Genomic DNA, 26,727 nt, shown 5'->3' with positions numbered 1-26,727 from the left:
CGCCGAACCCGCTAGAATGGAGGTGAACTTTCGATGTGGAGAACCATTTCTGATGACGCCTGAATCCCCTGCTGACGACCACGACGCTTCGATGAGCTCGGAGAACCCAGGGGGGATGGAGCCGCAGACCTCGAACCGGGTCGAAGGCGAGTACGGCGCCGATTCGATCCAGATCCTCGAGGGACTCGAGGCCGTGCGCAAGCGGCCCGGAATGTACATCGGCTCGACGGGTCCGCGTGGATTGCACCACCTGGTGTACGAGATCGTCGACAACTCGGTCGATGAGGCGCTCGCCGGCCACGCCGACAGCATCGATGTCACGATCCTCGAGGACGGCGGCGTGCGCGTGGTGGACAACGGCCGCGGCATCCCGGTCGACCCGCATTCCTCCGACCCGACGAAGTCGACGGTCGAGGTCGTCCTCACGATCCTGCACGCGGGCGGCAAGTTCGGCGGCGGTGCGTACGCGGTCTCGGGCGGTCTGCACGGCGTCGGCTCCTCCGTCGTGAACGCGCTCTCCACGCGCTTCGACGTCGAGGTGAAGCAGAAGGGTCACGTCTGGCGGCACAGCTTCGCCGACGGCGGTGTGCCGCAGCAGTCCCTGGAGAAGGGCGAGGCGACCTCTGAGACCGGAACCAGCATCACCTTCTGGCCGGACGCCGAGATCTTCACCGAGAGCGTCGAGTTCGACTACGACACGCTGCGCACCCGGTTCCAGCAGATGGCGTTCCTGAACAAGGGACTGCGCATCGCCCTGCGCGACGAGCGTCCCGCGTTCGCCCTCGAGATCGAGGAGGAGGGCACGGTCATCACGAAGCAGCCCTCCGACGTGTTCCTCTACGAGCGCGGCCTGGTCGACTACGTCGAGTACCTCAACCGCGTGCGGCATGCCGAGGTCGTGAACGAAGAGGTCATCGCCTTCGAATCGGAGGACACCCAGCGCAAGATCTCGCTCGAGGTCGCGATGCAGTGGACCACCTCGTACACCGAGAACGTGTTCACCTACGCGAACACGATCAACACGCACGAGGGCGGCACGCACGAAGAGGGCTTCCGTGCGGCGCTGACCAGCCTGGTGAACCGCTACGCGCGGGCGAACAACCTGCTCAAGGAGAAGGACGACAACCTCTCCGGCGACGATGTGCGCGAGGGTCTCACCGCGGTGATCTCGATCAAGCTCGGCGAGCCGCAGTTCGAGGGCCAGACGAAGACCAAGCTCGGCAACACCGAGGCGAAGGCGTTCACGCAGAAGATCGTGAACGACCAGCTCGGCGCCTGGTTCGACCGCAACCCGACGCAGGCGAAGAACGTGATCCGCAAGGCCATCGACGCGGCCACGGCCCGCATCGCGGCCCGCAAGGCCCGCGAGACCGCCCGCCGCAAGAGCGTGTTCGAGTCGGCGGCGATGCCCGACAAGCTCAAGGACTGCACGAGCAAGGACCCGTCGATCAGCGAGATCTTCCTCGTCGAGGGTGACTCCGCCGGCGGCTCGGCCGTGCAGGGTCGCGACCCGCACACCCAGGCGATCCTGGCGCTGCGCGGCAAGATTCTGAACGTCGAGCGCGCCCGGCTCGACAAGGCGCTGGGCAACAAAGAGGTCCAGGCGATGATCCAGGCCTTCGGCACGGGCATCGGCGAGGACTTCGACATCGAGAAGGCCCGCTACCACAAGATCGTGCTGATGGCGGATGCCGATGTCGACGGTCAGCACATCACGACCCTGCTGCTGACCCTGCTGTTCCGCTACATGCGCGGCCTCATCGAGGCGGGTTTCGTCTACCTGGCGATGCCGCCGCTGTACCGGCTGAAGTGGACGAACTCGCCGCACGAGTACGTGTACTCCGATGCCGAGAGGGACGCGCTTCTCGAGCATGGACTGGCGAACGGCAAGCGCATCCCGAAGGATGCCGGCATCCAGCGCTACAAGGGTCTCGGCGAGATGAACGCCAAGGAGCTGTGGGAGACCACGATGGACCACACCACGCGGACGCTCCGCCAGGTCACCATCGACGACGCCGCGGCGGCCGATGAGATCTTCAGCGTGCTGATGGGCGAGGACGTCGAGTCGCGTCGCACGTTCATCCAGCGCAACGCCAAGGACGTCCGCTTCCTCGACATCTGATACCCACACACACACCACCGCTGCACCGCGGTGATGACGACAGCTACATAGGGCGAAGGGATGCCGCGTGAGCGAGCATCGGGGTGGCGCGCCAGCGCCGGGGCCCCCGCTCTGCGAGCGAAGCGGCATCCCGCAGCCCGGCCCCACCAGCATCCCGGCCCAAGACGCATCCGGAACAGAGAAGACACATGACTGACGAAGAACGCCCCGACATCACCGAGGGTCACGAGCACGGCCGCATCGACCAGGTCGACCTGCAGGCCGAGATGCAGCGGTCGTACCTCGACTACGCCATGGCCGTCATCGTCGGCCGCGCGCTGCCCGACGTGCGCGACGGGCTCAAGCCCGTGCACCGCCGGGTGATGTACGGCATGTACGACGGCGGCTTCCGCCCCGACAAGTCGTTCTCGAAGTGCGCCCGTGTCGTCGGCGAGGTCATGGGTCAGTACCACCCGCACGGCGACACCGCCATCTACGACGCGCTCGTGCGCCTCGTGCAGCCCTGGTCGATGCGCTACCCGCTCGCTCTCGGTCAGGGCAACTTCGGCTCGCCCGGCAACATGGGTGCCGCGGCCCCGCGGTACACCGAGACGAAGATGGCTCCGCTCGCGCTCGAGATGGTGCGCGACATCGAAGAGAACACCGTCGACTTCTCCGACAACTACGACGGTCAGACCCAGGAGCCGAACGTGCTCCCGGCACGCTTCCCGAACCTGCTCGTCAACGGATCGGTCGGCATCGCGGTCGGCATGGCCACCAACATCCCGCCGCACAACCTGCGCGAGGTGGCGGATGCCGCGCTGTGGGCACTCGACAACCCGGGCCTTCCCCGCGACGAACTGCTCGACGGGCTCATCCAGCGCATCCCCGGACCGGACTTCCCGACCGGTGCGCAGATCCTCGGCACCAAGGGCATCCACGAGGCGTACCGCACCGGTCGCGGCTCCATCACGATGCGCGCCGTGGTCGAGGTGGAGGAGATCCAGGGCCGCACCTGCCTGGTCATCACCGAGCTGCCGTATCAGGTGAACCCCGACAACCTGGCGGTCAAGATCGGCGAGCTGGCCCGCGACGGCAAGATCACCGGGATCGCCGACATCCGTGACGAGTCGTCCGACCGCACCGGTCAGCGTCTCGTCGTTGTGCTCAAGCGCGACGCGGTGGCGAAGGTCGTGCTGAACAACCTGTACAAGCACACCCAGCTGCAGGAGAACTTCGGCGCCAACATGCTGGCGATCGTCGACGGCGTGCCCCGCACGCTGGCTCTGGACGGCTTCATCGCGAACTGGCTGGAGCACCAGCTCGACGTGATCGTGCGGCGCACGAAGTTCCGGCTCGCCAAGGCCGAGGCGCGCATGCACATCCTGCAGGGCTACCTGAAGGCGCTGGACGCGCTCGACGAGGTCATCGCGCTGATCCGCCGCTCCCCCACCGTCGAGGAGGCGCGGGAGGGCCTGAAGTCGCTGCTCGACATCGACGACGACCAGGCACAGGCGATCCTCGACATGCAGCTGCGCCGCCTGGCCGCGCTGGAGCGACAGAAGATCATCGACGAGGCGACCGATCTCGAGGTCCGCATCGCCGACTACCGGGAGATCATCTCCACCGAGTCGCGCCAGCGCGACATCGTGCGCACGGAGCTCACGGAGATCGTCGACCGCTACGGCGACGAGCGGCGTACGCACATCCTGCACGGCTTCGACGGCGACATGTCGATGGAGGACCTCATCCCCGAAGAGGAGATGGTGGTCACGGTCACGCGCGAGGGGTACATCAAGCGCACCCGCAGCGACAACTACCGTTCGCAGCACCGCGGCGGCAAGGGCGTCAAGGGCGCGCAGCTGCGGGCCGACGACCTGGTCGAGCACTTCTTCGTCACCACGACGCACCACTGGCTGCTCTTCTTCACCGACAAGGGCCGGGTGTACCGCACCAAGACGTACGAGGTGCCCGAGGCGGGTCGCGACGCCAAGGGCCAGCACGTGGCGAACCTGCTGGCGCTGCAGCCCGATGAGAAGATCGCGCAGATCCTCGACATCCGCGACTACGGCATCGCGGAGTACCTCGTGCTCGCCACTCGCGGCGGGCTGGTGAAGAAGACGCGCCTGACGGAGTACGACACCAACCGCCAGGGCGGCGTGATCGCGATCCGCCTGCGCGAGGAGGACGAGCTCGTGGGCGCCCTGCTGGTGAACAGGGAGGACGACATCCTGCTGATCAGCCGGCGCGGCATGTCGGTGCGCTTCCAGGCGACCGATGAGGCGCTGCGTCCGATGGGCCGAGCCACGGCCGGTGTCACCGGCATGAAGTTCAAGGGCGACGACAGCCTGCTGTCGGCATCCGTCGCAGCCCCCGGCCACTTCGTGTTCGTCGTCACCGACGGCGGCTACGCGAAGCGCACCGCGGTCGAGGAGTACCGCCTGCAGAACCGCGGTGGAACGGGTATCAAGGTCGCCAAGCTGAACGACGATCGCGGCGTTCTCGCGGGCGGTCTGATCGTCGCTGCGGACGACGAGGTCTTGGTGGTTCTCTCCAGCGGCAAGGTGGTACGCTCTGCCGTGGCCGAGGTGCCCGCCAAGGGCCGCGACACCATGGGAGTCGTGTTCGCCCGCACCAAGGATGATGACCGCATTCTCGCGATCGCGCGCAACAGCGAGCGAGGTCTCGCAGAAGACGACGAGGCGGAGACCGGCACCGCAGAGGCCGCGACCCCCGAAGCCTGACACCCCCGAAGAGAGCAAGAGGCATGAGCACAGTAGCCGACAAGCTGGCAAAGAAGTCCACGCGCAAGACCGGCGGCAAGCAGGTGCGCCTGCGTCTGGTCTACGTCGACTTCTGGTCGGCCGTGAAGCTCTCGTTCCTGGGAGCGGTGGCGCTGGCGATCGTGACCATGGTCTCGTTCTTCCTCATCTTCATGGTGCTGCAGGCGACGCAGGTGCTCGCGCAGGCGAGTGACTTCCTCGACACCATCACCGACGGCGCGATCAACCTGCAGAGCCTGATCGGGCTGCCGCAGGTGATGGCGTTCGGCGCGGTCGTGTCGATCCTTAACCTCATCGTGTTCACCGTGTTGGGAGCCGTCGTCGCGGGGATCTACAACCTGGCGGTGAAGGTGACCGGCGGGCTGCTCGTCGGTTTCATGTCGAACTGACTCGTTCTGGGGCGGGCGCGGGGATGTTCCCTTCGTTCGCAGAGTGGGGCCTCCGCTTCGCGGCCCCTCCCAATGCTCACTCACGGGAACATCCCCGCGCCCTCTCTGACGGGGTGGGAGCACGACGCTGCGCGCGTGCGGGGAGAGAAGTGGGAAGGGCGGGATGCCATCGGCATCCCGCCCTTCGCTGTACCGGTGGTGGCGGCAGGCGAGGTGCGGGCGTAGCATAAGGAACGGAGCGTTTCTTATGGAGGACGTCATGAGTAGCATCGCGAGTGGTCTCGCCGTCGTCGGGCTCGAGGAGCTGGGCAAGGGCGATCTGGACGTCGCGGGCGGGAAGGCGGCGAACCTCGGAGAGCTGATCCGGGCCGGGCTTCCGGTGCCGGACGGCTTCGCGGTCACCACCGACGCGTACGCCGCGGCCGCCGAGGCGGTCGGGTTGGCGGAGCGGGTGGACGTCGGCGAGCCGGCGGAGCTGCGGCGGATGCTCGAAGGGGCGCCGATCTCCGATGAACTGCGCAAAGCCGTCGTGGCGGCATACCGCGCGCTCGGTGACGATGTGCCCGTGGCCGTGCGATCCAGCGCCACCGCGGAGGATCTGCCCGGCGCCGCCTTCGCCGGACAGCAGGACACCTACCTGAACGTCGTCGGCGCGGATGCCCTCCTCGACGCGATCCGCCGGTGCTGGGCGTCGCTGTGGACCGACCGTGCGGTCTCGTATCGGCGGGAGCGCCACGTCGACCCGGCCGGCGTGCGCATCGCCGTGGTCGTCCAGGTGCTCGTGGACTCCGACATCGCCGGCGTGATGTTCACGGCGGATCCGGTCAGCGGAGCACGCGACCGCGTGCTGGTCGACGCCGCCGCCGGACTCGGCGAGGCCGTGGTCTCGGGGATGGTCACGCCGGAGCATTATGTGCTCAGTACCGAGGGCGTCCTGCAGGAGTGGACGCCCGGCCGGGCCGACGTGGCGATCCGCACGACCGCCGGCGGCGGGGTGCGGCACGACACTCCAGCGACCACGAGCGGCCGGCTGCTCACCGCCGGGCAGCTGCGCACCCTCGCCGAGCATGCCCGCGCCGCCGTGGCGCACTTCGGCCGGCCGCAGGACATGGAGTGGGCGATCGCCGACGGCGAGGTGTTCATCCTGCAGGCGAGGCCGATGACGGCGCTCCCGCCCGAGCCGATGAGCCTCAACCGACGGCAGCGCGTGCAGAGCATGATCTTCAGCGAGTATCTGCCGGTGCGGCCGTACCCGATGGACGTCACGACCTGGCTCGGCCGCGGTCCCGCCGAGATGATGCGCCAGATCACGGAGTACTACGGTCTGCGCGGCGCGTTCGTCGACTACCTGCGCGAGGAGGACGGCGTCGTCACCCGCTTCGTGCCGCCGAACCCGCACCCCGGGCCCGGCATCCTGCGCACCCCGATCACCCTGGTGCGCAAGGCGAAGCGGTTCCACCCGGAGCGCTGGCAGGACGACCCGCGACTGGCGCAGCTGCTCGCCCGCGCCGACGAACTCGACGCTCTGCCCTTGCGCGAGCTCGGCTGGCGGGCACTGCTGCAGGTGCCGGAGCGAGCGCTGCGTGTGATCGACCTGAGCCGCGACCTGCGCATCGACTATCTGCCCGGTGCTGCTCTCGCGATCATCCGTCTCGTCGTCGTCCTCACTCTGCTCGGCCGTCGCCGGCTGCTCACCGAGCTCACCGGCGGGGCACCGACACGCACGGCGGCCTCCGAGCGCGCGCTCGCCGCACTCGCCGCGACCGCACGAGACGACGCGCCGTTGCGTGCCCTGTTCGCCGCGAAGCAGCCCGCCGGCGTCGTCGCAGAGCTCGAGAACGGCCGATTCCCGCAGTTCGCGGCGGCGCTGGAACGCTTTCGCCGCGAGTTCGGCCGGAAGGAGACCACCTCGCCGCTGCTGGTGAGTCCGCCCACCCTGGCCGAATCGCCCGACGTGATCGTCGGCATGGTGGGAGCGTTCATCGACGACCCGCCGCAGAGCGACCGGCGCTCCCGCTCCGAAGACGCCCTCGCCGAACTGCTCGCACACCCGCTGCTGAGACCGCGTCGACTGCGCGACGCCGTCGAACGCTGGGTGCGCGCGGCGCAGGCCGGTGTCGGATACCGCGAGGACAGTCACTTCTACTTCACGGCATCCCTGCCGGCGCTGCGCCGCGCACTGCTCGAGATCGGCCGGCGCCTGCATGACGCAGGCGTCCTCGACGAGGCGTTCGACGTCTTCCACCTGCGCTGGGAGGAGGTCGCGGCGGTCGCCGACGTCGACACGATGTCAGCGGATGCCGTCGCGCGACAGCGCGCCCTGGTCACCGCGCGCGCCGCTCGACGGGCCGAACTGGCCGGCATCCCGCTCGTCGACCTGCGCGACGTGGTCCGCCGCGAGCCGGACGACGACGCGCTGGTCACCGGGGCGCCTGCGGGCGGCGGGACGGCCACCGGCACGGTGCGGGTCATCCGCGATGCGAGCGACTTCCACCGGCTGCAGGAGGGCGACGTCCTGGTCTGCCCGTACACGAACCCGGCGTGGACGCCGTTGTTCCTGCGGGCGGTCGCCGTCGTCGTCGACACCGGGTCGATCGCGTCGCACGCCGCGATCGTCGCCCGCGAGTACGGACTGCCCGCGATCATGGGCACGGGCGACGGCACCATGACGCTCGTCGACGGCGACAGGGTGACGGTCGACGGGACCGCCGGCCGGGTGACCCGTGCCTGACGGGGCGGCGGCGCCGCGCTCGCGCCGCCGTGGGCAGGCGCTGATCACGGCGATCCATGCGGCGGTGCTGGCCGAGCTCGACGAGAGCGGCTACGCCGGCATGACCATGGAGCGCGTCGCCGAGCGGGCCGGCGCGGGCAAGGCTTCGCTGTACCGCCGATGGAACTCACGGGCCGAACTCGTGCGCGACACCGCGTACCACCTGATGAGTGACACGGAAGGAGCGCCCGACACCGGCAGCCTTCGCGGAGACCTGCGGGAACTCCTGCGGCGGACGGTGACGCTGCTGACCGGTCCGCTCGGCGGAGCGCTTCGCGCCGTGCTCTCCGAGGCGCTGGCCGACCGCACCCGGGCCGGGGAGATCTCCTCGCTGTCGCTGGGGATGGGACGGCGGATGATGGCCGACGTCGTGGCCCGCGCCGTCTCGCGCGGGGAGATCGACGCCCGAGCGATCACGAACGCGCGCCTCGATGTCGGCCAGGCGCTGCTGCGCGATCGCTTCCTGTTCCGCGAGGTGACCGAGAGCGACGTCGATGAGATCGTCGACACCGTGCTGGTGCCGCTGCTCGGCGCCCCGGTCGGGGCACCCGCACACCCGCGCTGAGCAAAGAAGGTAGGGAAAACCCGAACCCGGCTGTCCGGCTGCCCCCGTGTCGGCCGCCGTCGGCCCGCCGTAGCGTGGAGCCATGACCACGAATCCGACTCCCCCGCCCCCGCCGGGCGCCATGCCGAGCCCGTCGTCGGACGCCGGCGCGACCGCGGCACCCACCGCCGCAACCGCGGCATACCCCGCGGCACCTACCGCCGCGACGGCGGCCACCGCGCCGGCTTCCGGGATCACGCCTCCCCCGGCGCCGCCTGCCCCGGCCCCGCCTGCCGTCGGAGCACCCGCGGTGCCGACAGCCGGGGCGGATGCCCGCAAGCACCCGTTGCGGATCGTGCTCACCATCCTCGAGCTCGCGGCGCTCGGTGCGCTGGGCGCCGCCGTGTTCGGCATCCTCACCGCGCTGCTGGGCGTCGGGCTCGGACTGCTGTTCGTGTTCGGCGTCGGCCTGTTCGTGCTGCTCGGCCTGGTGTACGCCCTGTTCGGCGTCGCCTGGTTCGAGGTGCGCCGCGTCGGCGGCCTGTACGGCGAGGACCTCGCGGATCTTCGCTGGCGCCCGCGCAAACCGGGCTTCGGCGGCTGGATCGCCGGTGTCGCGCGGCAGGCGGTCGACGGGCGCATGTGGCGGGTCCTGGTGAACTTCATCCTGGCGTGCATCGCCGGAGCGCTCGTGCTGCGCCTGTTCTGGGGCATGGTCTGGTCGGCCGTCTTCGCGTTCGCTCCCCTGACCGGTGAAGGCGAGGTCGACGGTCCGTTCGGCAACATCGTCCCCGTCGGCTGGGCACCCGTGCTCGGACTGCTCGGCATCCTCGCCGCCGCCGCCGGCATCGTCGGCCTGGCACTGTTGCACCGTCTGCTGAGCCGCACCCTCGTGGTGCCCAGCCGTGAGGCCGAGCTGAGCGCACAGGTGCGCACCACCTCGGCGCAGCGCGCCGGCGCCGTGCGCGCCGCCGACCTCGAGCGGACCCGCATCGAACGCGACCTGCACGACGGGGTCCAGCCCCGGCTGGTCTCCGTCGGCATGACCCTCGGACTCGCGCAGCAGAAGATCGACACCGACCCCGGCGCCGCGAAGGCCCTGATCGGCGAGGCGCACACGTCGACGAAGGCGGCGATCACCGAACTGCGTCAGCTCGCCCGTGGCATCCACACCTCTGTGCTCGACGACCGCGGATTGGATGCCGCCCTCTCGGCACTCGCCGGGCGGTCGCACATCCCCGTGCACCTCGACGTGCGCATCGAGCCCGCGACGACGGGCGCCGGCGCCGGGTGCCGGGATGCCGAGGCGGCGGTGTACTTCGCCATCGCGGAGTCGCTGACCAATGCCGCCAAGCACTCCCGGGCCAGCGAATGCCGGGTCGTCGTGCGCACTCGCGACGGCGCGTTGTGGGCACGGGTCGAGGACAACGGCATGGGCGGTGCGCAGGTGCAGCCCGGCGGCGGCCTCGACGGCATCACCAACCGCGTGCTGGCGGCCGGCGGCACCGTCCGCCTCGACAGCCCCGCCGGCGGGCCGACCAGCCTGGAGGTGTCGGTGCCATGCGCATCCTGATCTGCGAGGATTCAGTGCTGCTGCGCGAGGGCCTGGTCCGCCTGCTCGAGGACGCCGGGCACGAGGTGGTCGCGGCTCTGCCCGACACGAACGGCCTGACGGATGCCGTCGCGAGTGCGACACCCGCGCTGTGCATCCTCGATGTGCGCCTGCCGCCGACCTTCACCGATGAGGGCATCCGCGCCGCGCTCGGCCTGCGAGCGTCGCATCCGGCCCTGCCGCTGCTTGTGCTTTCGCAGTACGTCGAAGAGCGCTACGCCAGCGACCTGATCGCGGCGCAGGGTGGTGCGCTCGGCTACCTGCTGAAGGACCGGGTGGCCGATGTCGCCGAGTTCGTCGAATCGGTCGAGCGCATCGCCTCCGGCGCCACGGTGCTCGATCCCGAGGTGGTGGCGCAGCTGCTCACACGGCGCAACCGGGACGAGCGGATGATGCGCCTCACCGAGCGCGAACGCACGGTGCTCGCGCTGATCGCCGAGGGCAAGTCGAACAGCTCGATCGCCGCCCTGCTGTTCCTCAGCGAGGCCAGCGTGGAGAAGCACATCACGGCGATCTTCCAGAAGCTCGGGCTGGAGCCCGAGGACGGCAACCGGCGGGTGCTCGCGGCACTCGCTCACATCGAGAACTCCGGGTCCCCGGATGCGGCACGAGACAATCAGGGAGGCGTGCGATGAACGGCACGGCGAAGAAGAGCATCACGGCGACCACGGTGGCCGTCGCAGCGGTCGGCGGGATCGTGCTGCTCGGCACGGGTGCCGCGGCGGCGAGCACCGGGTTCTCCGCGATCGGACCGCAGTCCGACGTCACCCGGATCGACGGCACCGGGATCACCGGAGTCGATATGGACGTGCGCGGCGCGGAGGTGACCGTCGAGTTCCACGACGGCGACGAGGTCGAATTGCAGATCGAGGGTGGGTCGCTTCGCGGATGGTCGCTGGACCGCGATGAGGATGAGCTCGAGGTGCGCGGTCCGGACCGCGGCTTCAACTGGTGGAGCCCCGACTGGTTGCGCCTCGAGGAGCAGCGGGTGACCCTGCTCCTGCCGCGATCGACGGCGGGACTGGACGCCGATCTCAGCCTCGATGCCGGCTCGCTGCGCGTCGACGGAGAGTTCGGCGAGCTCAGCGTGGACATGAGCGCCGGTGCGCTCTCGCTCGACGGCGTGGCCCGCTCGCTGGACGCCGAGCTCAACGCCGGGCGCGCCGACATCAACCTGTCGGGTGTCGATGAGGCGTCGTACCAGGTCTCGGCAGGCCGGGTGGTGTCGGAGCTGACCGGCAGCGCACCCGACTCGGTGGAGATCGACGTGTCGGCGGGCCAGCTCACCCTCACCCTGCCGGATGCCGAGTACGACGTGCGCCGCAACGTCTCGGCGGGCTCGCTGAACAGCGACCTCTCCGAACAGGGCGGCAGCCGGAACACGGTCCGGGCGACGGTGTCGGCCGGCACGGTGAACCTGCACGAAGGATGACGATCCGAGGGCGGGTTCCCGCCGCGAGGGGGCCCGCCGTCGGAGGGGTCGGGACGACGATCCCGACCCTGCGCTCGATTCGCTTTTCACCCATCGCATCGGGTAAAGTCTTGGAGGTTGACGGGGCTATAGCTCAGGCGGTTAGAGCGCTTCACTGATAATGAAGAGGTCCCAGGTTCAAGTCCTGGTAGCCCCACTCCGTTCGCGGAATCCCGCGGTGTTCGCGCCGTAAGGGGCCTTAGCTCAGTTGGTAGAGCGCTTGCTTTGCAAGCAAGATGTCAGGAGTTCGAATCTCCTAGGCTCCACCAGATCAGAAGGGCCCGGGTGCATACCCGGGCCTTCTTCCGTTCACCGAGACCGGACGGCCGCGGCCAGCTGGTCGAGCACCGCGGTCGTCGTTCCCCACGACATGCAGGAGTCCGTGACGCTCTGGCCTCGGGTCAGCCCCGCCGGTCCGCGCGTGACGTCGAGCTTCTGCGCCCCTGCGACGAGGTTGCTCTCCAGCATCACTCCCGCGATCGCCGACCCCTTCGCGGCGATCTGCGCGGCCAGCTCGGCGGCGACCTCGGCCTGGCGAACATGGTCCTTGCCGCTGTTCGCGTGACTGGCATCGACGACCACGCGCTCGGTCAGGCCCGCCGCCGCGAGCCGCTCCGAGGCGCGTCGCACATGCTCGGCGCCGTAGTTCGGGCCGTCCGCTCCGCCGCGCAGGATGACCGATGTGTCGGGATTGCCGGTCGTGGTCACCAGGCTGGCGCGTCCGTCCGCGTCGATCCCCAGGAAAGCCTGCGGTGCCGAAGCGGCCGCCGCCGCGTCCAGCGCCACCTGCATCCCTCCGTCGGTGCCGTTCTTGAAGCCGATCGGCATCGACAGCCCGCTCGCCAGCTGCCGGTGGATCTGACTCTCGGTCGTGCGGGCGCCGATCGCTCCCCACGAGACCAGGTCAGCGGTGTACTGCGGACTGATCGGCTCGAGGAACTCGGTGCCGCACGGCATCCCGAGCGCCGTCACATCACGCAGGAAGGACCGTGCCAGGCGCAGGCCTGCGCCGATGTCGTGACTGCCGTCCAGATGCGGGTCGTTGATGAGACCCTTCCAGCCGACGGTCGTCCTGGGCTTCTCGAAGTAGGCGCGCATCACGATGAGCAGCTCGTCGCGGTGACGTTCGGCGGCATGCACCAGGCGACCCGCGTACTCCAGCCCGGCATCCGGATCGTGGATCGAGCAGGGGCCCGTGATGACGAGCAGACGGTGATCCTCGCCGCGCATGATCGCACGCACCTCGTCGCGTGTTCGGGCCACGAGCCGCATGCCCTCGCCGCCGAGCGGAAGCTCGCGGATGATCTCGGCGGGCGAGGGGATGCTGGTGAAGGCCGCGACATGGAGGTCGGCGGTCGCCTCGGTGGTGGAGATGTGCATGGGTCCTGTCCTCGGTAGGGGCGGGACCCCGGTGCAGAGCCCGCCGAAACGGCGAAGGGCAGAGCGGATGCTCTGCCCTGTCGGCTCTGAAGGTGTCGGTGCGCGCTACATCGGCGCCGGCCCCTCCAGAGCCGACTCGAAATACGCATACCAACGGGTCATGAACATGACCATAGCGCACACTCGCCGCGTGTCCGCGCCCCCATGACCTTCATGTTGCGCGATCCGCCGTATTCTTAGGACAGGAGAGGGCCGGCCGGTCGATTCATCCGGAGGTGCGCGTGGCTGACGTCATCCGGGTGGATTCACGCGACGCCGCGGACGTCGAACAGATCTGGCGACAGTACGTGCCGTCTGCGAGGCTGGAGCGGATCGATCCGCAGCGCTTCGCGTTCCACTGGCTCTCGGTGCGACTCAGCGGCATGACGATGGTCAGGTACACCCTCACCGCCAGGGTGCACGCGGCGGTGCAGCCCGAGGATCAGCTCTTCGCCTGCCGCGTCGCCACGACCGACGGATGGGTGCGCAGCGGACGATCCGACCTCGACGTCCCCTTGCCGTGGGCCACGGACAGCACCCAGGTCGAAGCGCATTGGGCGGTGACGGCCGACGTCTCGGCCTTCATCTTCGATCGTGCCCACGCCCAGGAGCTGGCCCGCACGATCACCGGCGACGAGCTGCTGACGCTTCGCCTCACCGGTGTCTCTCCACGCACCGCGACAGCGGGCCGGCACTGGAATCGGTCGTTCGAATACCTGCTCAATGCGGTCGGACACGTCGACGACGACCAGCTGCTCGAGGCGAGCCTCATGCGTCACGCTCTGGTCACGACTCTGAGCACGTTCCATTCGACCTTCCTCGACGCCGCGGCGAAGGATCCGCACACTGCCGGGGCGTCCACCATGCGTCGGGCGGTCACGTACATCGACGAGCACGCCCACCTGGCGATCACCGTCGACGACGTGGCCAGGGCCGTGCACATGTCGAGTCGCGGCCTGCAGTACGCCTTCCGCCGCGGACTCGACACCACGCCTGCGGCGTACCTGCGCCGCGTGCGGCTCGACGGCGCCCACCGCGACCTGCAGAACTCCAAGCCCGATGTCACCGTCGGCGAGATCGCGCGGCGGTGGGGGTTCGGCAACACCTCGCGCTTCGGCGATCTGTATCGGCAGACCTACGGCCGCAGCCCGCGTGAGACCCTCGAACGGGACTGATTCCTCGGCTCAGGCCAGAATTCGTGCATCCCGCGCACAGTGTGTGCGCCCTTTGTATCGCTGCGAGTCAACCGCACCGTGCGGCGGGCCGACATGGCCTACGGTCTAGCTATATGGGATACCTCTTCTACGGCGATGCCACGGAGCCGATCACGATCGACGATCGCACGCTCGCCCACCTCAAGGTCGTGATCGCGACCAAGCTGCGCCGCAACGAGAGCTTCACGCTGTCGTGGCGGCACCCCGAAGGAGAGGCATCCGGACGCTCGACCCTGTGGCTGCACCCGTCGATCCCCCTGCGGTTCGTGTTCGATGAACCGGTGGCACCCACGCTCAGTCAGAAGTGGCTCGCGGAGCTCTCCACCTCGGCCAACACCAGCGGCGGCATCCTTCTCACCGAAGAGCACATCGAGCCGAGCGAAGAAGGCCAAGAGGACGACACTCCGCCCGACGGCATCCGCGCGGCCTGAGCGCCCCCGGGCCGACGAGACGACGAGAGGCGGCGGCTCAGCCGACGGCACGGAGCGCGTGGTCGGTCACGTTCAACCGTTCGCATCCGTCGGCGGTGACGACGACGATGTCCTCGATGCGGGCACCCCACTCCCCTGCGAAGTAGATGCCGGGTTCGATGCTGAACGCCATCCCCTCCCGCAGCGGCAGGTCGTTCCCCGGTGCGATGTACGGTTCCTCATGCACCGAGACGCCGATCCCGTGACCGGTGCGATGCAGGAAGGCCTCGCCGAGGCCGGCATCCGACAGCACTCGCCGGGCCGCAGCGTCCACCTGCGCGGCCGTGACCCCGGGACGCACCGCGTCGACGGCCGCCTGCTGTGCCCGCACGAGCACGGCGATCCGCTCCGCTGACTCCTCCGCCGCGGATCCCACGACGTAGGTGCGCGTGCTGTCCGAGTTGTAGCCGCTCGGCACCGCCCCGCCGATGTCGACCACCACGACGTCGCCCGGCGCGATTCTGCGATCCGACACCTCGTGGTGGGGGTCGGCGCCGTTCGGACCCGATCCCACGATGACGAACTCGACGGTCTCGTGGCCCTCGGCGACGATCGCCTCGGCGATGTCGGCGGCCACCTCACGCTCGGTGCGGCCGGCGCGCAGCCACTCGCGCATCCGCCGGTGCACGGCATCGATCGCCGCACCCGCCCGCCGCAGCTCGGCGATCTCGGCGGCATCCTTCACCATGCGTCCCTCGCGCAGCACCGGCGTCGCGAGCTCCAGGTTCACTCCGACGCGCTCGGCGATCGGGATGAGGTGCAGCGCAGGAAGCGCGTCCGACACGGCGACTCTCGGACGTCCGGCCGGCAGCGTCTCGATCACGAGCGCGTACGGATCGTCGCCGTCGACCCAGTCGGCGACGCGCACTCCGAGGGCGCCGGCGGCGGTGTCGCGCACCTTGGCCAGTTCCATCCGCGGTACCACGACCGTGGTCTGCACGCCCGGACCGAGCACGAGCGCCGTGAGCCGCTCGATCGTGTCGCCCTGCACACCCAGCAGGTATCGCAGGTCGGCGCCAGGACCGACGATCACGGCGTCGAGACCCGCCTCGCCGGCCATTCGGACGGCCCGCTCGAGTCGGGCGGCGTACACGGATGCGGGGAACGGCGTGGCGGTCACGCGCACAACGCTACTGCGCGCCGCCGAGCGCTGTAACCCCGCATCCGTGCACCGCAGCAGGGCGGTTCAGGATGCCGCGCGCCGCACCAGGTCGGCGAAGAACGCGCGCTCCTTTTCACCCAGCTTCGTCACGGCGAAGGAGGTCGGCCACACATCGCCGTCATCGAGGTTCGCGTTGGTCTCGAACCCGAACGTGGCGTAGCGCACCTTGAACTTCGACGCCGGCTGGAAGAAGCACAGCACCTTGCCGTCCTTCCCCCACGCCGGCATGCCGTAGTACGTCCGCGGCACGAGGTGCGGGGCGTTCTCGCCGACCAGCTCGTGCAGCGCCTCGGCGATCTCCTTGTCGGATCCGCTCAGCTCGGCGATCTTGGCGAGCACCTCGGCCTCACCTTCGCGCCGCACCTGCTCGGGATCCTTCTTCGCGCGGGAGCGGGCCGTGCGCTTCTCGCTCGCGGCCGCCTTCATCGCCTCGCGCTCCTCCGCGGTGAAGTTCGCGGTCTCTCCTGTCTTCGCCATGGTGGCCTCCTTCGTGTCTGAGGATCACACTACGGACACGCTCGCCGACGGCGCTTCTCGATTCCTGACCCGATTCCAGCCGGAGCGCACGCATTACTGTGGACGCATGGATCTGCGCGTCGCCGCCTATGCGGTCGTCACCGATGACGACGACCGGGTGCTGCTGGCGCGGTGGACCGAGGGCAGACGGATCGCCTGGACCATGCCCGGCGGCGGATTGGAAGCCGGTGAGGACCCGGAGCGGGCGGTGCGGCGCGAACTCCGCGAAGAGACCGGATTCCGGATCGAGACGACCGAGCTGCTCGGCATCCACTCCCGGGTGATCCCCGGTTCGCAGCGCGTGCACAAGGCCGGCGTTCCGCTGCACACCCTGCGCATCGTGTACCGCGCCCGGATCACCGGCGGTGCGCTGCGCTTCGAGAAGGACGGCTCCACCGACATGGCGGGCTGGTTCACCCTGAGCGAGGTCGCCAAGCTGCAGCGGGTCAAGCTCGTCGACACCGCGCTGCGGATGGCCGGCATCCTCTGAGGCCCGGGATGGGTCAGTCCCGCGGCTTCTCGGGCTCGGAGATGTCGGCCACCACGGCGCCGTAGGCGTGGATCAGGTCGTCGGCGTCGACGAACAGGCTGTAGCCGTGCGTGCCGGCGCCCATCGCGACGCGCCGGCCGACGATCGACTCGTCGGCGTACACCGGCCAGTCGGTGGTGCTGCCGATCGGCACGATCGTGCCGCGCTCATATCCGGTGGCGGCCAGTGCCAGCTCGGCTTCGGGCAGGCGCAGCCTGTTCACGCCGACCAGCGCACGCAGCTTCGGCCAGGAGATCGAGCGGCCGCCGGGCACCAGTGCGAACAGGTAAGAGTCATCGGAGCGCTTCACGACCAGCGTCTTGACGATGTCCGAGGGCTCGAGGCCGAGCAGCGCCGCAGCCTCGTGCAGGCTTCGCGCAGCGGGGCGCTCGCGGATCTCGATCTCGAGACCGCGAGCGGATGCCGCTGCGCGCACCCGCTCGTGCGGGTCGCTCATGTTCAGGCGTTCGGAGCGGACAGCGGGTCGTCGGCCACCCAGAGCTCGTCATCGGCGCGCAGCGCCTGCCATGCGGCGACGACGACGCCGATCGCCGCGGCGGCGCCGAGCACGATGGCGACGACGGAGCCGAAGCCCATGCTCTTCTTCTTCGGTGCGGCCTTGTGCACCAAGCCGTGACGCTTCGCGTTGGCGACGTCCCATGCCGAGAGTGCGGTGCCGACGACGCCGCCCACGATGGGGACGACCTTGTCGTCGACGACGTGCTTGCCGATCTTCAGGCCGCGGTCAACGGTCGGGGCGACGCGGCGGCTGTACGCGTCCTGCACCACGGGAACCACCTGCTCGCGGTTGAAATGGCCCAGCTGGCGGCCTGCTTCGCGCGCGATGTCGGCGGCGTGGCCGACGATCACCTGCTGCGCCTCCCACAGCTGTCCCGCGTCGTTCTGAAGCTTGCGCAGTTCCTTCTTGCGCTTGCGGCTGAGGTTCACGTTGCTCTCCCGTCGGTCGGAGTCCGTTCGTGATCATCTTGCCAGACCAGGCTGGATGGCAGCAGAGACCTGGCGCGACCTTTCGTTGTGTGCGAACATACGCGTCCCCCGGCGGACCGCTCTGCGAGAATGGCAGCATGCCTCACGCTTCTCACGTCGCAACCCTGCACACCAACCACGGTGACATCGTCATCAACCTGTTCGGCGACCACGCCCCGAACACCGTCGCGAACTTCGTCGGCCTCGCCGACGGCTCGAAGGAGTGGACCGACCCGGCCACCGGCAAGCCGGGAGAGGGCCCGCTCTACAAGGACGTCATCTTCCACCGCATCATCCCGAACTTCATGATCCAGGGCGGCGACCCGCTCGGACAGGGCGTCGGCGGCCCCGGCTACAACTTCGATGACGAGATCAACATGGAGCTCAACTTCAACGAGCCCTACATCCTCGCGATGGCGAACGCCGGCCTGCGCCGCAACGCCATCACCGGCAAGGCCGAGGGCACGAACGGGTCGCAGTTCTTCATCACCACCGACCCCACCCCGTGGCTGCAGGGCAAGCACACCATCTTCGGCGAGGTCGCCGACGACGCATCCAAGGCGGTCGTCGACGCCATCTCCGCCGTGCCGACCGCCGCGGGCGACCGCCCCGTCGAGCCGGTCGTGCTGCAGTCGGTCGACATCGTCGCCGCCTGAACGACCCACTCCCCTGACCGGCGCCCCGAGAGGCGCCCGAGAGAGCACGAGCCGATCCGGATGACGACACCTGAGTTCACGAGCAATCGCGACAACTTCTGCTACCGCCATCCGGATCGGCAGAGCTTCGTGCTCTGCCAGCGCTGCATGCGCACGATCTGCCCCGAGTGCCAGACCCAGGGCCCCGTCGGAGTGATCTGCCCCGAGTGCCTGAAGGCGCAGCGCAAGGCCGAGACATCCGGGCAGCGTCGCGCCCGACGCTCCTGGGGTGGCGGCCCCGTGGCCATCGCTCGCAGTGGCCGCCCCGTCGTCACCCTCGGCATCATCCTCATCACGTCGATCATCAGCCTGCTGCAGATGGTGCCGACCATCGGGCCGGCGATCGAGGGCTCCCTGCTGTTCGCACCGCTCTACGTATACGCCGGTGTGCCCGGTCTCCCCTTCGAACCCTGGCGGCTGCTGACGACGGCACTCGTGCACGGCGGATTCATCCATCTCGCTCTGAACATGCTCGCTCTGTGGATGCTCGGTCAGAGCCTCGAGCCCATCATCGGTCGGGGTCGCTACCTCGCGATGTACGCGATCAGCGCGCTCGGCGGTTCGGTCGCGGTCGCCCTGATCGCCGACCCCCGCACGGCGACGGTCGGCGCGTCCGGCGCGGTCTTCGGCCTGATGGCGGCATTGCTCATCATCGGCAGGCACATCGGGGCGAACGTCACCGGCATCCTCGTCGTGCTCGGCATCAACTTCGTGCTCAGTTTCACCCTGCGTGGCATCGCCTGGGAGGCGCACCTCGGCGGCGCGGTCGTCGGCGCGATCGTGGCCTTCGTCTACACTCGCACGCGCAAGCGTGAGCAGCGGTCGCTTCAGACCGTGCTGCTGATTGCGGTGAGCGTCGTATTGATCGTCGTCGCCCTCTTCGTTCCTCCGCTGATCCATTTGTCCTGATCGAATGTTGTTAACAGGGCTTTCCACCCCTGTGAATAACACCGGTGTAATTCTCCCCACCCTGTGGATAACACTGGGGAGAACCGTCCCGCGAGATGCCGACTGCAGCCCCCGGCGCTCCGCAGGAGCCGCCCCAGAAGCGGGCGGAGGGATGCTCCCGAAGCGAGCATCGGGGAGGGACCCGCGCAGCGGGAGGGGCACCCGCTCTGCGAGCGGCGGGAGCCTCCCGCAGTCCGCGCCCCGATACCCAGCCCCGACGCACCCGACACAGAAGAAGGCCCCTCGCCGAAGCGAGAGGCCTTCAGAAGCAGATGCCGGCGTTCAGCGCCAGCGCGTGGTCATGAGAAAGCCGATCAGGGCGATGCCCAGTCCGATCGCCAGGTTCCAGGCGTCGATGCCGGGGATCGGGTACTGCGAGCCCGAGATGTAGTAGACCAGGATCCACGCCAGGCCGAGCAGCATGAAGCCGACCATGACGGGCTTGAACCACACGGCGTTGGGGGCGGCGTCATCGACGCCCTCCGGGCGGTCGACGGGCTCTTCGGGTACGCGAGATCGTGCCATGAGGTTCAGTGTAGCCGGGGACAATAGACTTCCCCTCATGCACGCCGACACGTCGATCCGACGCGCCCCGCGAACGTCGAGACCGCGCCCGCGGGCGACCGTCAGCAGCGTGCTCGGGGAGCTGCTGCTCACCGCCGGCGTGCTCGTGCTGCTGTTCGTCTCGTGGCAGATGTGGATCGGCGACATCATCATCGGGGCGCAGAACAACGAGAAGGGCGCCGAGCTGTCCGAGCAGTGGGCCGAGGCACCCGCGCCGGAGCCGCCGCCCGTCGCCGCCACCGAGCAGGACGGCGACGTGGTCTACGAGCCGCCCGTGCTCGAGCATCCCGACGACGCCGAGATCTTCGCGAACATGCTCATCCCCCGTTTCGGCGCCGACTACAACGTGAACATCGCCGGAGGCACCAGCCGATCCCGCACGCTCGACAAGCTCGGCATCGGCCTGTACACCCAGTCGAAGATGCCGGGTGAGGTGGGCAACTTCTCGCTCGCCGGGCACCGCACGACGTGGGGAAAGCCGTTCAACAGGATCGACAAGCTCAAGCTGAACGACGCGATCGTCGTGGAGACCCCCGAGGGCTGGTACACCTACCGGTTCCGCACCCTCGAGTACGTCAAGCCCACCCAGGTCGACGTGCTGCTCGATGTGCCGCAGATGCCGGAGATGCGGACCGACGAGAGGTACATCACCCTCACCGCCTGCTCACCCCTGTATTCGCTGGCCGAGCGCATCGTCGCGTACGGGGTCTTCGAGGGGTTCCAGCCGAGGTCGGAAGGCCCTCCCGACTCCCTCGCCCCCGTCGACGTCGCCAGTCCCTCTCTCTAGGAGTCCCGCAATGTACGCAGCCCTGTGGCGTCTGCTGCCCGGCCCGTGGTGGGTGCGGGTGATCATCCTGCTCGCGCTCATCGCGGCGGTGCTGTACGCGCTGTTCTTCTACGTGTTCCCCTGGGTGAGCCCGCTCATCACGCCGGGCGAGGTCGACCTGGAATGAGCAGTCGCGTGCTCGTGGTCGACAACCACGACAGCTTCGTGCACACCCTGATCGCGTACCTGGACGAGCTCGGCGCCCGCGTGACGATGATCGAGGCGGATGCCATCGACGCGGCGTCCTTCGCCGAGGCGGCGTCGCACCACGATGCCGTGATGATCTCCCCCGGCCCCGGAGCCCCCGCCGACGCCGGAGCATCCGTCGCGGTCGTGAGGCTCGCGGCCCGACGACGGATGCCGCTGCTGGGCGTGTGCCTCGGTCACCAGGCGATCGGCGAGGCGTTCGGAGCGGTGGTCAGCACCGCGCCCGAGCTCATGCACGGCATGGTGTCACACGTGCAGCACGACGGCTCGGCGCTGTTCGACGGCATCCCCTCCCCCTTCGCGGCCGGCCGCTACCACTCGCTCGCGATCGACGATGCGACCGTTCCGTCGGAGCTGATCGTCACCGCGCGCGCCGAGCACGGCACGGTCATGGGCGTGGCGCATCGCGATCTGCCCATCCTCGGCGTGCAGTTCCACCCCGAGAGCGTGCTCACCGACAGCGGCCACCGTCTGCTGGCGAACTGGCTCGCCGGCGTGCGGCGTGCGGGCGCCGATCAGCCGGCGACGCAGTAGCGCAGCTCGACCGCCGAGCGGATCTTCACCTCGCCGGGTGCGACCGACATGGAGATCACCGCGTTGGGCACCTGACCCTCGGTGCAGGCTCCCAGCTCGACCGGCGTCGCCGTCAGCCCGAGATTCTCGAGCTCCTCTGTGGCGGCATCCAGCGCCCAGCCGTCCATGTTCCGCACAGTGACCCTGCCGTTCGCGACCACGAGGTTCACGACGGTCCCCGGTGCGACCTCGGTCTCGGCGTCCTCGCTGGCCTCGAGCACCGTCCCGGCCGCGGCGTCGGGATCGTTCTCCTGCCGCACGGTGCCCAGCTTGAGCCGGGCGTCTTCGATGGCCTTGGTCGCGGCATCCTGCGAGAGGCCCTCCAGCACGGGCACGCTGACCGTGTTCGCGCCGGTGGACACGTACACGATGACGGACTCGCCCTTCGAGACCTTGGCGCCGGTGCCCGGGGTCGAGCGGATCACGTGGTCCTCTGCGAAGTCGGCACTCGCCTCGTCGCGCAGGTCGACCGCGAGACCCAGGTCCTCGAGCTCTTCCTTGGCTGCGCTCTCCGTCATGTCCACCAGGTTGGGAACGGTGATCGACGTCGTGGGCGTGTCGGGCGGGCGCATCGCGATCGTCACCACCCAGAACAGCACCGAGACCAGCAGCACGGCGAGCAGGGCCACTCCCGCCCAGATCCACGCGACCGGCGGGCCGGACTGCGTGCGCGTCATCGTCGTGTCGGTGCTCAGCTGGCGCAGCGAGCGCGCGGTCTCCTGCGCGTGCCGCGGGTTCGGACCGTACAGCTCGCTGGTCAGCGCGCCGATCTGCTTCCTGCTGGGCGCGTGTCCGGCGGTCGCCCCGGTGAGCGCGCTGCGGAAGCTCGCCGCATCCGGGAAGCGCTGGTACGGGTCCTTCGCGAGTGCGCGCAGCACGATCGCGTCGAGGGAGCGGGGCAGCTGCTCCTCGACCTCCGTGGGCGGCACCGGCGTCTCGCTGACGTGCTGGTAGGCGACGGCCACGGGGGAGTCGCCGCGGAAGGGCGTGCGTCCGGTGAGCAGCTCGTACAGCACCACGCCGGTGGAGTACAGGTCGGTGCGCGCGTCGACGGACTCACCCTTCGCCTGCTCCGGCGAGAAGTACGCGGCCGTGCCGATGATCTGTGTCGTCTCGGCGACCGTCGATGACGAGTCCGACACCGCGCGCGCGATGCCGAAGTCCATCACCTTCACGGCGCCCTTCTCGGTGATCATCACGTTGCCGGGCTTGATGTCACGGTGCACGACGCCGGCGCGGTGCGAGTAGTCCAGCGCTTCGAGGATGCCGTCGGTGTAGCGCAGCGCGTCGTCGACCGGCACCGGGCCCTCGGCGATGATGTCCTTCAGAAGGGTGCCGTGCACGAGTTCCATGACGATGTACGGTTCGTCGCCCGCGCCGCTGGTGGATGCCGACGCGCCCGCGGCGGGGTCGCCCGCGTCGAAGACGCGCACGATCGAGGGATGCGACATGCGCGACGCCGCCTGCGCCTCGAGACGGAAACGCGTGCGGAACGTCGTGTCACGCGCGAGATCGGGATCGAGGATCTTGATCGCGACCTCGCGCCCGAGAGTCAGGTCGTAGCCGCGGTGCACCTTCGCCATGCCGCCCTGGCCGATGACCTCATCGACGCGGTACCGGCCCGCGAGAATGCGCGGCTCTGTCGACACGTTCTCTCCCCATGGATGCAGCTCAGTGATGGTCCTGCCAGGTTACCCGGCGGAACCTGACTACTCGCCGTCGGCGGGAGGCGGATCCACTCCTTCACCCGGGTCGGGAACGACCGCGGCCTCCTGGATCGTCGTCGAGGTGCCCGAGCCGGACATGCCGGATGCGCGCTCGCCGCAGAACGCACGGTAGGTCGCGGTCACGGTCTGACCGGCGGTGCCGTCCTTCACGGTGATGACGGCCGAGTTCTGGCCGGGTGAGAAGTTCATCTTCGTGGCTCCGTCGCTGAAGGTCGCGTTGGTCACGGTGACCTCGTAGGAGCTCAGCGAGTCGGCGCCCGACGGGCAGGTGTAGCCGTTCCAGTTGACGGTCGCCTCCTGGCCCTCCGTCACGGTGCCCGGGATGCCAGGGGCCGACTGAGGGGCGGGGATGGCGACCAGGTCGGCGTAGTAGACCACCTCGATGGTCGATCCGACGGTCTGATTGCCGGAGTTGGTCACCTGGTAGATCGTGCCCTGCTCGGCCTCGGTGCTCGCCGGGTCGCCCGCAACGCACTCCGCGGTGAGGCCTTCGGCGTCGAGAGCCGCGGTGGCCTCATCGCACGTCATACCGACGAGGTTGAGCGCATCGACGTTCACCGTCTCCGGCTCCTGCGGGGTGGGCGACTCGTCGGGGGTCTCGGGTGCGGTCTGCGCGGTGGTGCGCGTCTCCGTCGGCTCTCCGTCGCCGCCCTGATTGGCGAACATGGCCCAGAGCGTGCCGCCCAGCACGAGCAGCAGCAGCACGATGAGGGCGATCAGCGGCCACGTCCAGGGGCTGCGCTTCTTCTTCTGCGGTGCTTCCTCGGCGTCCGCCTCGGGGGCGGGAAGCTGGGCCGTGGTCGGCAGGATGCGCGTGCTGTCCTCGTTGCCGATGCCGGTCAGGATGCGGGTCGCGTCGTCGGCGTTCGCCACGCCCGCGCCGGCGATCGCGGGCACGGCGATGGCGGCGGAGTTCAGGTCGCCGCGGCGCAGCGCCTGCGCGGCTCGCGAGACGGTCGCCGCCGACGACGGCCGGTCGGCGGGCTTCTTGGCGATCATCGACATGACCAGGTTCTGCACCGGCACCGGAACGGTCGCGGGCAGCGGTGGCGGCTGCTCGTTGATCTGCGCCATGGCGATCGCCACCTGCGATTCGCCCGTGAAGGGGCGCTTGCCGGCGAGGCATTCGTACGCCACGATGCCGAGCGAGTACGTGTCGGTCGCCGGCGATGCCGAATGGCCTGAGGCCTGCTCGGGAGACAGGTACTGCACCGTGCCCATCACCTGGCCGGTCGCGGTGAGGGGCACCTGGTCGGCGATGCGCGCGATGCCGAAGTCGGTGATCTTCACCCGGCCGTCGGGCGTGATCAGCAGGTTGCCCGGCTTGATGTCCCGGTGCACCAGGCCCGCCGCGTGGGCGGCCTGCAGGGCCGACGCGGTCTGGGCGACGATGTCGAGCGTCTTGTCGGCGCTCAGGGCGCCGTCGCGTTCGAGGATGGTCGACAGCGCCTCACCGGGGACGAGCTCCATGACGAGGTAGGCCGAGCCGTTCTCCTCGCCGTAGTCGAACACGCTGGCGATGCCCTCGTGGTTGACGAGGGCGGCGTGGCGGGCCTCGGCGCGGAAGCGCTCCAGGAAGCCGGGGTCGCCCATGTACTCGTCCTTGAGGATCTTGATCGCGACGGTACGCCCGATGACGTGATCCGTCGCCTCCCACACCTCGCCCATGCCGCCGATCGCGATCCGCGACTGCAGCTCGTAGCGACCACCGAACGACACACCCTGCGTCGGCCTCATCTGCCCAGCACCGCCTCTATGACCTTCTTCGCAATCGGAGCGGCAATGCCATTGCCCGAACCCGATTGACCCTTTCCTCCGCCGTCTTCGACGACGACTGCCACTGCCACCTTCGGATCATCCGCGGGTGCGAAGCCTGTGAACCACAGCGTGTGCGGGCGGGACCCGTTCTGCGCGGTACCCGTCTTCCCGGCGACATCGACGCCGTCTATTCTTGCACCCGTCGCCGCTCCGGAATCGACGCCGGCGACGAGCGCCTCCGTGATGGCGGCCGCAGCATCCTCGTCGATCGCCTGATCGAACGCCTCGTCCTGGAACTCGTGGTGCACGGCGAAGTCGTCGCCGATCACCCGATCCACCATCCGGGGCTTCATCACCGCGCCCCCGTTGGCCACACCCGCCGCCACCATCGCCATCTGCAGAGGCGTCGAGGTCACCTGTCCCTGACCGAACCCTGTCAGCGCGGTCTGCGCGTCGTCGAGCGACGTCGGGTAGCTCGACGCGGTGCTCTTCAGCGGCATCTCGAACTCGCTGTTGAAACCGAACTTCTCCGCGGTCTCGCGGATCGCCTTGTCGCCGAGCTCGACCGCGAGCTCGGCCATCGGGATGTTGCAGCTGAGCTCGAGGGCCTGACCGATCGTGGTCGTCTCGCCGTCGCCACAGGTTCCGCCCCAGGCGTTCGAGATCTGCGTGGTCGAGCCGGGCAGCTTGTAGCGCGCCGGGTTGGGCAGCGTCGAATCGATCGTCCAATCTCCCGATGCGAGCGCGGCGGCCGCGACCACGACCTTGAACGTCGAGCCGGGCGGGTTCAGCCCGCCCGCGATGGCGCGATTGTAGAGCGGGTTCGCGGGGTCGTCGACGAGGCTGTCGTACTCGGCGTTCACCGCCGCGCTGTCGTGCTGGGCGAGCGTGTTGGTGTCGAAGCCGGGCGTCGAGACCATCGCGAGCACGCGGCCGGTCGCGGGCTCGATGGCGACCACCGCGCCCTGCAGACCCTTCATCGCCTCCCAGGCGGCGCGTTGCGCCTTCGCGTTCAGGGTGAGCTCGACGCTCAAGCCCTGCTGCGGCTGGCCAGACAGGATGCGCTCGATCTCGCCGAAGAACGCGTTCGAGCCGGTGCCGGACAGGTCGGCGTTCAAGGCCTTCTCGATGCCCGTCGCAGAGCCGAGCGCGGGGTTGTAGTACCCGGTCACGGGCGCCCACATGGCGGCATCCGTGTACACCCGCTGGTACTGGTAGCGGTCGTCGGTCGGCGTCGAGGTCGCGATGGCGCTGCCGTCGACGATGATCGAGCCGCGCTGGATCTCGTAGCTGTCCAGGCGGGTGCGGGTGTTCGCGGCGTTCTGCGCCAGCTCGTCGGCGCCGATCACCTGGATCCAGCTGGTCGCGACGAACAGCGACAAGAACATGGCGAGCACCACGAAGCTCAGCCGGCGCAGTTCCTTGGTCATGCGATCACCCCCCTGCTCGTTCGACGCCTCGT

Annotated in this window: 25 protein-coding genes and 2 tRNA genes; 18 read left to right on the top strand and 9 right to left on the bottom strand. The window is 69.2% G+C overall.

All coding sequences use genetic code 11. The features are described 5' to 3' along the window. Window positions 1-91: 91 nt before the first annotated feature. From gyrB to ACFWH5_RS05590, 10 genes are all read left to right on the top strand, one after another. A complete protein-coding gene (gene gyrB, locus ACFWH5_RS05635; RefSeq protein WP_378832705.1) occupies window positions 92-2,122 on the top strand; it encodes a DNA topoisomerase (ATP-hydrolyzing) subunit B in 2,031 nt (676 codons plus the stop codon). A gap of 188 nt (window positions 2,123-2,310) precedes the next feature. Next, a complete protein-coding gene (gene gyrA, locus ACFWH5_RS05630; RefSeq protein ID WP_378832703.1) occupies window positions 2,311-4,845 on the top strand; it encodes a DNA gyrase subunit A in 2,535 nt (844 codons plus the stop codon). Between the two features lie 23 nt (window positions 4,846-4,868). Next, window positions 4,869-5,273, top strand: a complete 405-nt coding sequence (locus ACFWH5_RS05625) for a DUF3566 domain-containing protein (RefSeq protein ID WP_378832701.1) — start codon at window positions 4,869-4,871, stop codon at window positions 5,271-5,273. Between the two features lie 259 nt (window positions 5,274-5,532). Then, entirely contained in the window at window positions 5,533-8,004 is a 2,472-nt protein-coding gene (locus tag ACFWH5_RS05620) for a PEP/pyruvate-binding domain-containing protein (protein ID WP_378832699.1), read from the top strand. Next, window positions 7,997-8,608, top strand: coding sequence for a TetR/AcrR family transcriptional regulator (locus ACFWH5_RS05615; RefSeq protein WP_378832697.1), 612 nt, complete (start codon window positions 7,997-7,999; stop codon window positions 8,606-8,608). The genes ACFWH5_RS05620 and ACFWH5_RS05615 overlap by 8 nt, the downstream gene beginning before the upstream one ends. An 82-nt stretch (window positions 8,609-8,690) precedes the next feature. Continuing rightward, window positions 8,691-10,160, top strand: coding sequence for a histidine kinase (locus tag ACFWH5_RS05610; protein WP_378832695.1), 1,470 nt, complete (start codon window positions 8,691-8,693; stop codon window positions 10,158-10,160). After that, complete coding sequence (locus ACFWH5_RS05605) at window positions 10,148-10,834, top strand: LuxR C-terminal-related transcriptional regulator (protein ID WP_378832693.1); 687 nt, start codon at window positions 10,148-10,150, stop codon at window positions 10,832-10,834. The genes ACFWH5_RS05610 and ACFWH5_RS05605 overlap by 13 nt, the downstream gene beginning before the upstream one ends. Next, window positions 10,831-11,631: a hypothetical protein gene (locus ACFWH5_RS05600; protein ID WP_378832691.1), complete on the top strand. Its 801-nt coding sequence runs from the start codon at window positions 10,831-10,833 to the stop codon at window positions 11,629-11,631. The genes ACFWH5_RS05605 and ACFWH5_RS05600 overlap by 4 nt, the downstream gene beginning before the upstream one ends. Before the next feature lie 122 nt (window positions 11,632-11,753). Beyond that, a tRNA-Ile gene (locus tag ACFWH5_RS05595) sits at window positions 11,754-11,827 on the top strand. A gap of 36 nt (window positions 11,828-11,863) precedes the next feature. Beyond that, a tRNA-Ala gene (locus ACFWH5_RS05590) sits at window positions 11,864-11,939 on the top strand. Between the two features lie 40 nt (window positions 11,940-11,979). Here the strand turns inward: ACFWH5_RS05590 and ACFWH5_RS05585 are convergent. Further along, window positions 11,980-13,050 (bottom strand): 3-deoxy-7-phosphoheptulonate synthase, encoded by a 1,071-nt coding sequence (locus tag ACFWH5_RS05585; protein ID WP_378832689.1) that lies wholly within the window; start codon window positions 13,048-13,050, stop codon window positions 11,980-11,982. A gap of 281 nt (window positions 13,051-13,331) precedes the next feature. On the opposite strand from ACFWH5_RS05585, the gene ACFWH5_RS05580 reads away from it, so the two are divergent. Together ACFWH5_RS05580 and ACFWH5_RS05575 are read left to right on the top strand one after the other, a co-directional pair. Continuing rightward, the gene (locus tag ACFWH5_RS05580; protein WP_378832687.1) at window positions 13,332-14,264 is read left to right on the top strand and encodes a helix-turn-helix transcriptional regulator; all 933 of its coding nucleotides are present in this window, start codon (window positions 13,332-13,334) and stop codon (window positions 14,262-14,264) included. Between the two features lie 113 nt (window positions 14,265-14,377). After that, complete coding sequence (locus ACFWH5_RS05575; protein ID WP_378832685.1) at window positions 14,378-14,734, top strand: hypothetical protein; 357 nt, start codon at window positions 14,378-14,380, stop codon at window positions 14,732-14,734. Between the two features lie 37 nt (window positions 14,735-14,771). Here ACFWH5_RS05575 and ACFWH5_RS05570 read toward each other — a convergent pair whose 3' ends face one another. Together ACFWH5_RS05570 and ACFWH5_RS05565 are read right to left on the bottom strand one after the other, a co-directional pair. Beyond that, entirely contained in the window at window positions 14,772-15,893 is a 1,122-nt protein-coding gene (locus ACFWH5_RS05570) for a M24 family metallopeptidase (RefSeq protein ID WP_378832683.1), read from the bottom strand. A 66-nt stretch (window positions 15,894-15,959) separates the two neighbouring features. Next, window positions 15,960-16,412 (bottom strand): iron chaperone, encoded by a 453-nt coding sequence (locus ACFWH5_RS05565; RefSeq protein WP_378832680.1) that lies wholly within the window; start codon window positions 16,410-16,412, stop codon window positions 15,960-15,962. Window positions 16,413-16,518: 106 nt separating this feature from the next. On the opposite strand from ACFWH5_RS05565, the gene ACFWH5_RS05560 reads away from it, so the two are divergent. Continuing rightward, window positions 16,519-16,941 (top strand): NUDIX hydrolase, encoded by a 423-nt coding sequence (locus ACFWH5_RS05560; protein WP_378832678.1) that lies wholly within the window; start codon window positions 16,519-16,521, stop codon window positions 16,939-16,941. 13 nt (window positions 16,942-16,954) lie between these two features. On the opposite strand, the gene ACFWH5_RS05555 is transcribed toward ACFWH5_RS05560, so the two are convergent. Both ACFWH5_RS05555 and ACFWH5_RS05550 read right to left on the bottom strand, forming a co-directional pair. Beyond that, window positions 16,955-17,437 (bottom strand): aminoacyl-tRNA deacylase, encoded by a 483-nt coding sequence (locus ACFWH5_RS05555; protein ID WP_378832676.1) that lies wholly within the window; start codon window positions 17,435-17,437, stop codon window positions 16,955-16,957. Between the two features lie 2 nt (window positions 17,438-17,439). Further along, a complete protein-coding gene (locus ACFWH5_RS05550) occupies window positions 17,440-17,928 on the bottom strand; it encodes a DNA helicase (protein ID WP_378832674.1) in 489 nt (162 codons plus the stop codon). Window positions 17,929-18,065: 137 nt separating this feature from the next. On the opposite strand from ACFWH5_RS05550, the gene ACFWH5_RS05545 reads away from it, so the two are divergent. Together ACFWH5_RS05545 and ACFWH5_RS05540 are read left to right on the top strand one after the other, a co-directional pair. After that, a complete protein-coding gene (locus ACFWH5_RS05545; RefSeq protein WP_378832672.1) occupies window positions 18,066-18,623 on the top strand; it encodes a peptidylprolyl isomerase in 558 nt (185 codons plus the stop codon). 60 nt (window positions 18,624-18,683) lie between these two features. After that, window positions 18,684-19,571 (top strand): rhomboid family intramembrane serine protease, encoded by an 888-nt coding sequence (locus tag ACFWH5_RS05540; RefSeq protein ID WP_378832670.1) that lies wholly within the window; start codon window positions 18,684-18,686, stop codon window positions 19,569-19,571. Between the two features lie 321 nt (window positions 19,572-19,892). On the opposite strand, the gene ACFWH5_RS05535 is transcribed toward ACFWH5_RS05540, so the two are convergent. Further along, window positions 19,893-20,135, bottom strand: coding sequence for a cell division protein CrgA (locus ACFWH5_RS05535; protein WP_378832668.1), 243 nt, complete (start codon window positions 20,133-20,135; stop codon window positions 19,893-19,895). Window positions 20,136-20,172: 37 nt separating this feature from the next. On the opposite strand from ACFWH5_RS05535, the gene ACFWH5_RS05530 reads away from it, so the two are divergent. The 3 genes from ACFWH5_RS05530 to ACFWH5_RS05520 are packed head-to-tail and all read left to right on the top strand — an operon-like array spanning window position 20,173 to window position 21,741. After that, a complete protein-coding gene (locus ACFWH5_RS05530; RefSeq protein WP_378832665.1) occupies window positions 20,173-20,961 on the top strand; it encodes a class E sortase in 789 nt (262 codons plus the stop codon). Window positions 20,962-20,971: 10 nt separating this feature from the next. After that, window positions 20,972-21,127 (top strand): hypothetical protein, encoded by a 156-nt coding sequence (locus ACFWH5_RS05525; protein WP_378832662.1) that lies wholly within the window; start codon window positions 20,972-20,974, stop codon window positions 21,125-21,127. Then, window positions 21,124-21,741 carry an anthranilate synthase component II gene (locus tag ACFWH5_RS05520; protein ID WP_378832660.1) on the top strand — a complete coding sequence of 206 codons (618 nt, stop codon included), beginning with the start codon at window positions 21,124-21,126 and terminating at the stop codon, window positions 21,739-21,741. The genes ACFWH5_RS05525 and ACFWH5_RS05520 overlap by 4 nt, the downstream gene beginning before the upstream one ends. On the opposite strand, the gene pknB is transcribed toward ACFWH5_RS05520, so the two are convergent. Genes pknB through ACFWH5_RS05505 form a run of 3 tightly spaced genes read right to left on the bottom strand, consistent with a single transcriptional unit; the run spans window position 21,723 to window position 26,695 of the window. Then, complete coding sequence (gene pknB / locus ACFWH5_RS05515) at window positions 21,723-23,429, bottom strand: Stk1 family PASTA domain-containing Ser/Thr kinase (RefSeq protein ID WP_378832658.1); 1,707 nt, start codon at window positions 23,427-23,429, stop codon at window positions 21,723-21,725. The two genes, ACFWH5_RS05520 and pknB, sit on opposite strands and share 19 nt — an antisense overlap. A 60-nt stretch (window positions 23,430-23,489) precedes the next feature. Beyond that, window positions 23,490-25,244 carry a protein kinase gene (locus tag ACFWH5_RS05510; RefSeq protein WP_378832656.1) on the bottom strand — a complete coding sequence of 585 codons (1,755 nt, stop codon included), beginning with the start codon at window positions 25,242-25,244 and terminating at the stop codon, window positions 23,490-23,492. Further along, window positions 25,241-26,695, bottom strand: coding sequence for a peptidoglycan D,D-transpeptidase FtsI family protein (locus ACFWH5_RS05505; protein WP_378832654.1), 1,455 nt, complete (start codon window positions 26,693-26,695; stop codon window positions 25,241-25,243). Before ACFWH5_RS05505 ends, ACFWH5_RS05510 begins: the two co-directional genes overlap by 4 nt. Between the last annotated feature and the right edge of the window lie 32 nt (window positions 26,696-26,727).

Origin of the sequence: Microbacterium sp. NPDC058345, assembly GCF_042723855.1 — a bacterium.
Lineage (GTDB): Bacteria > Actinomycetota > Actinomycetes > Actinomycetales > Microbacteriaceae > Microbacterium.
This window is presented reverse-complemented; position numbering and strand designations above follow the sequence as displayed.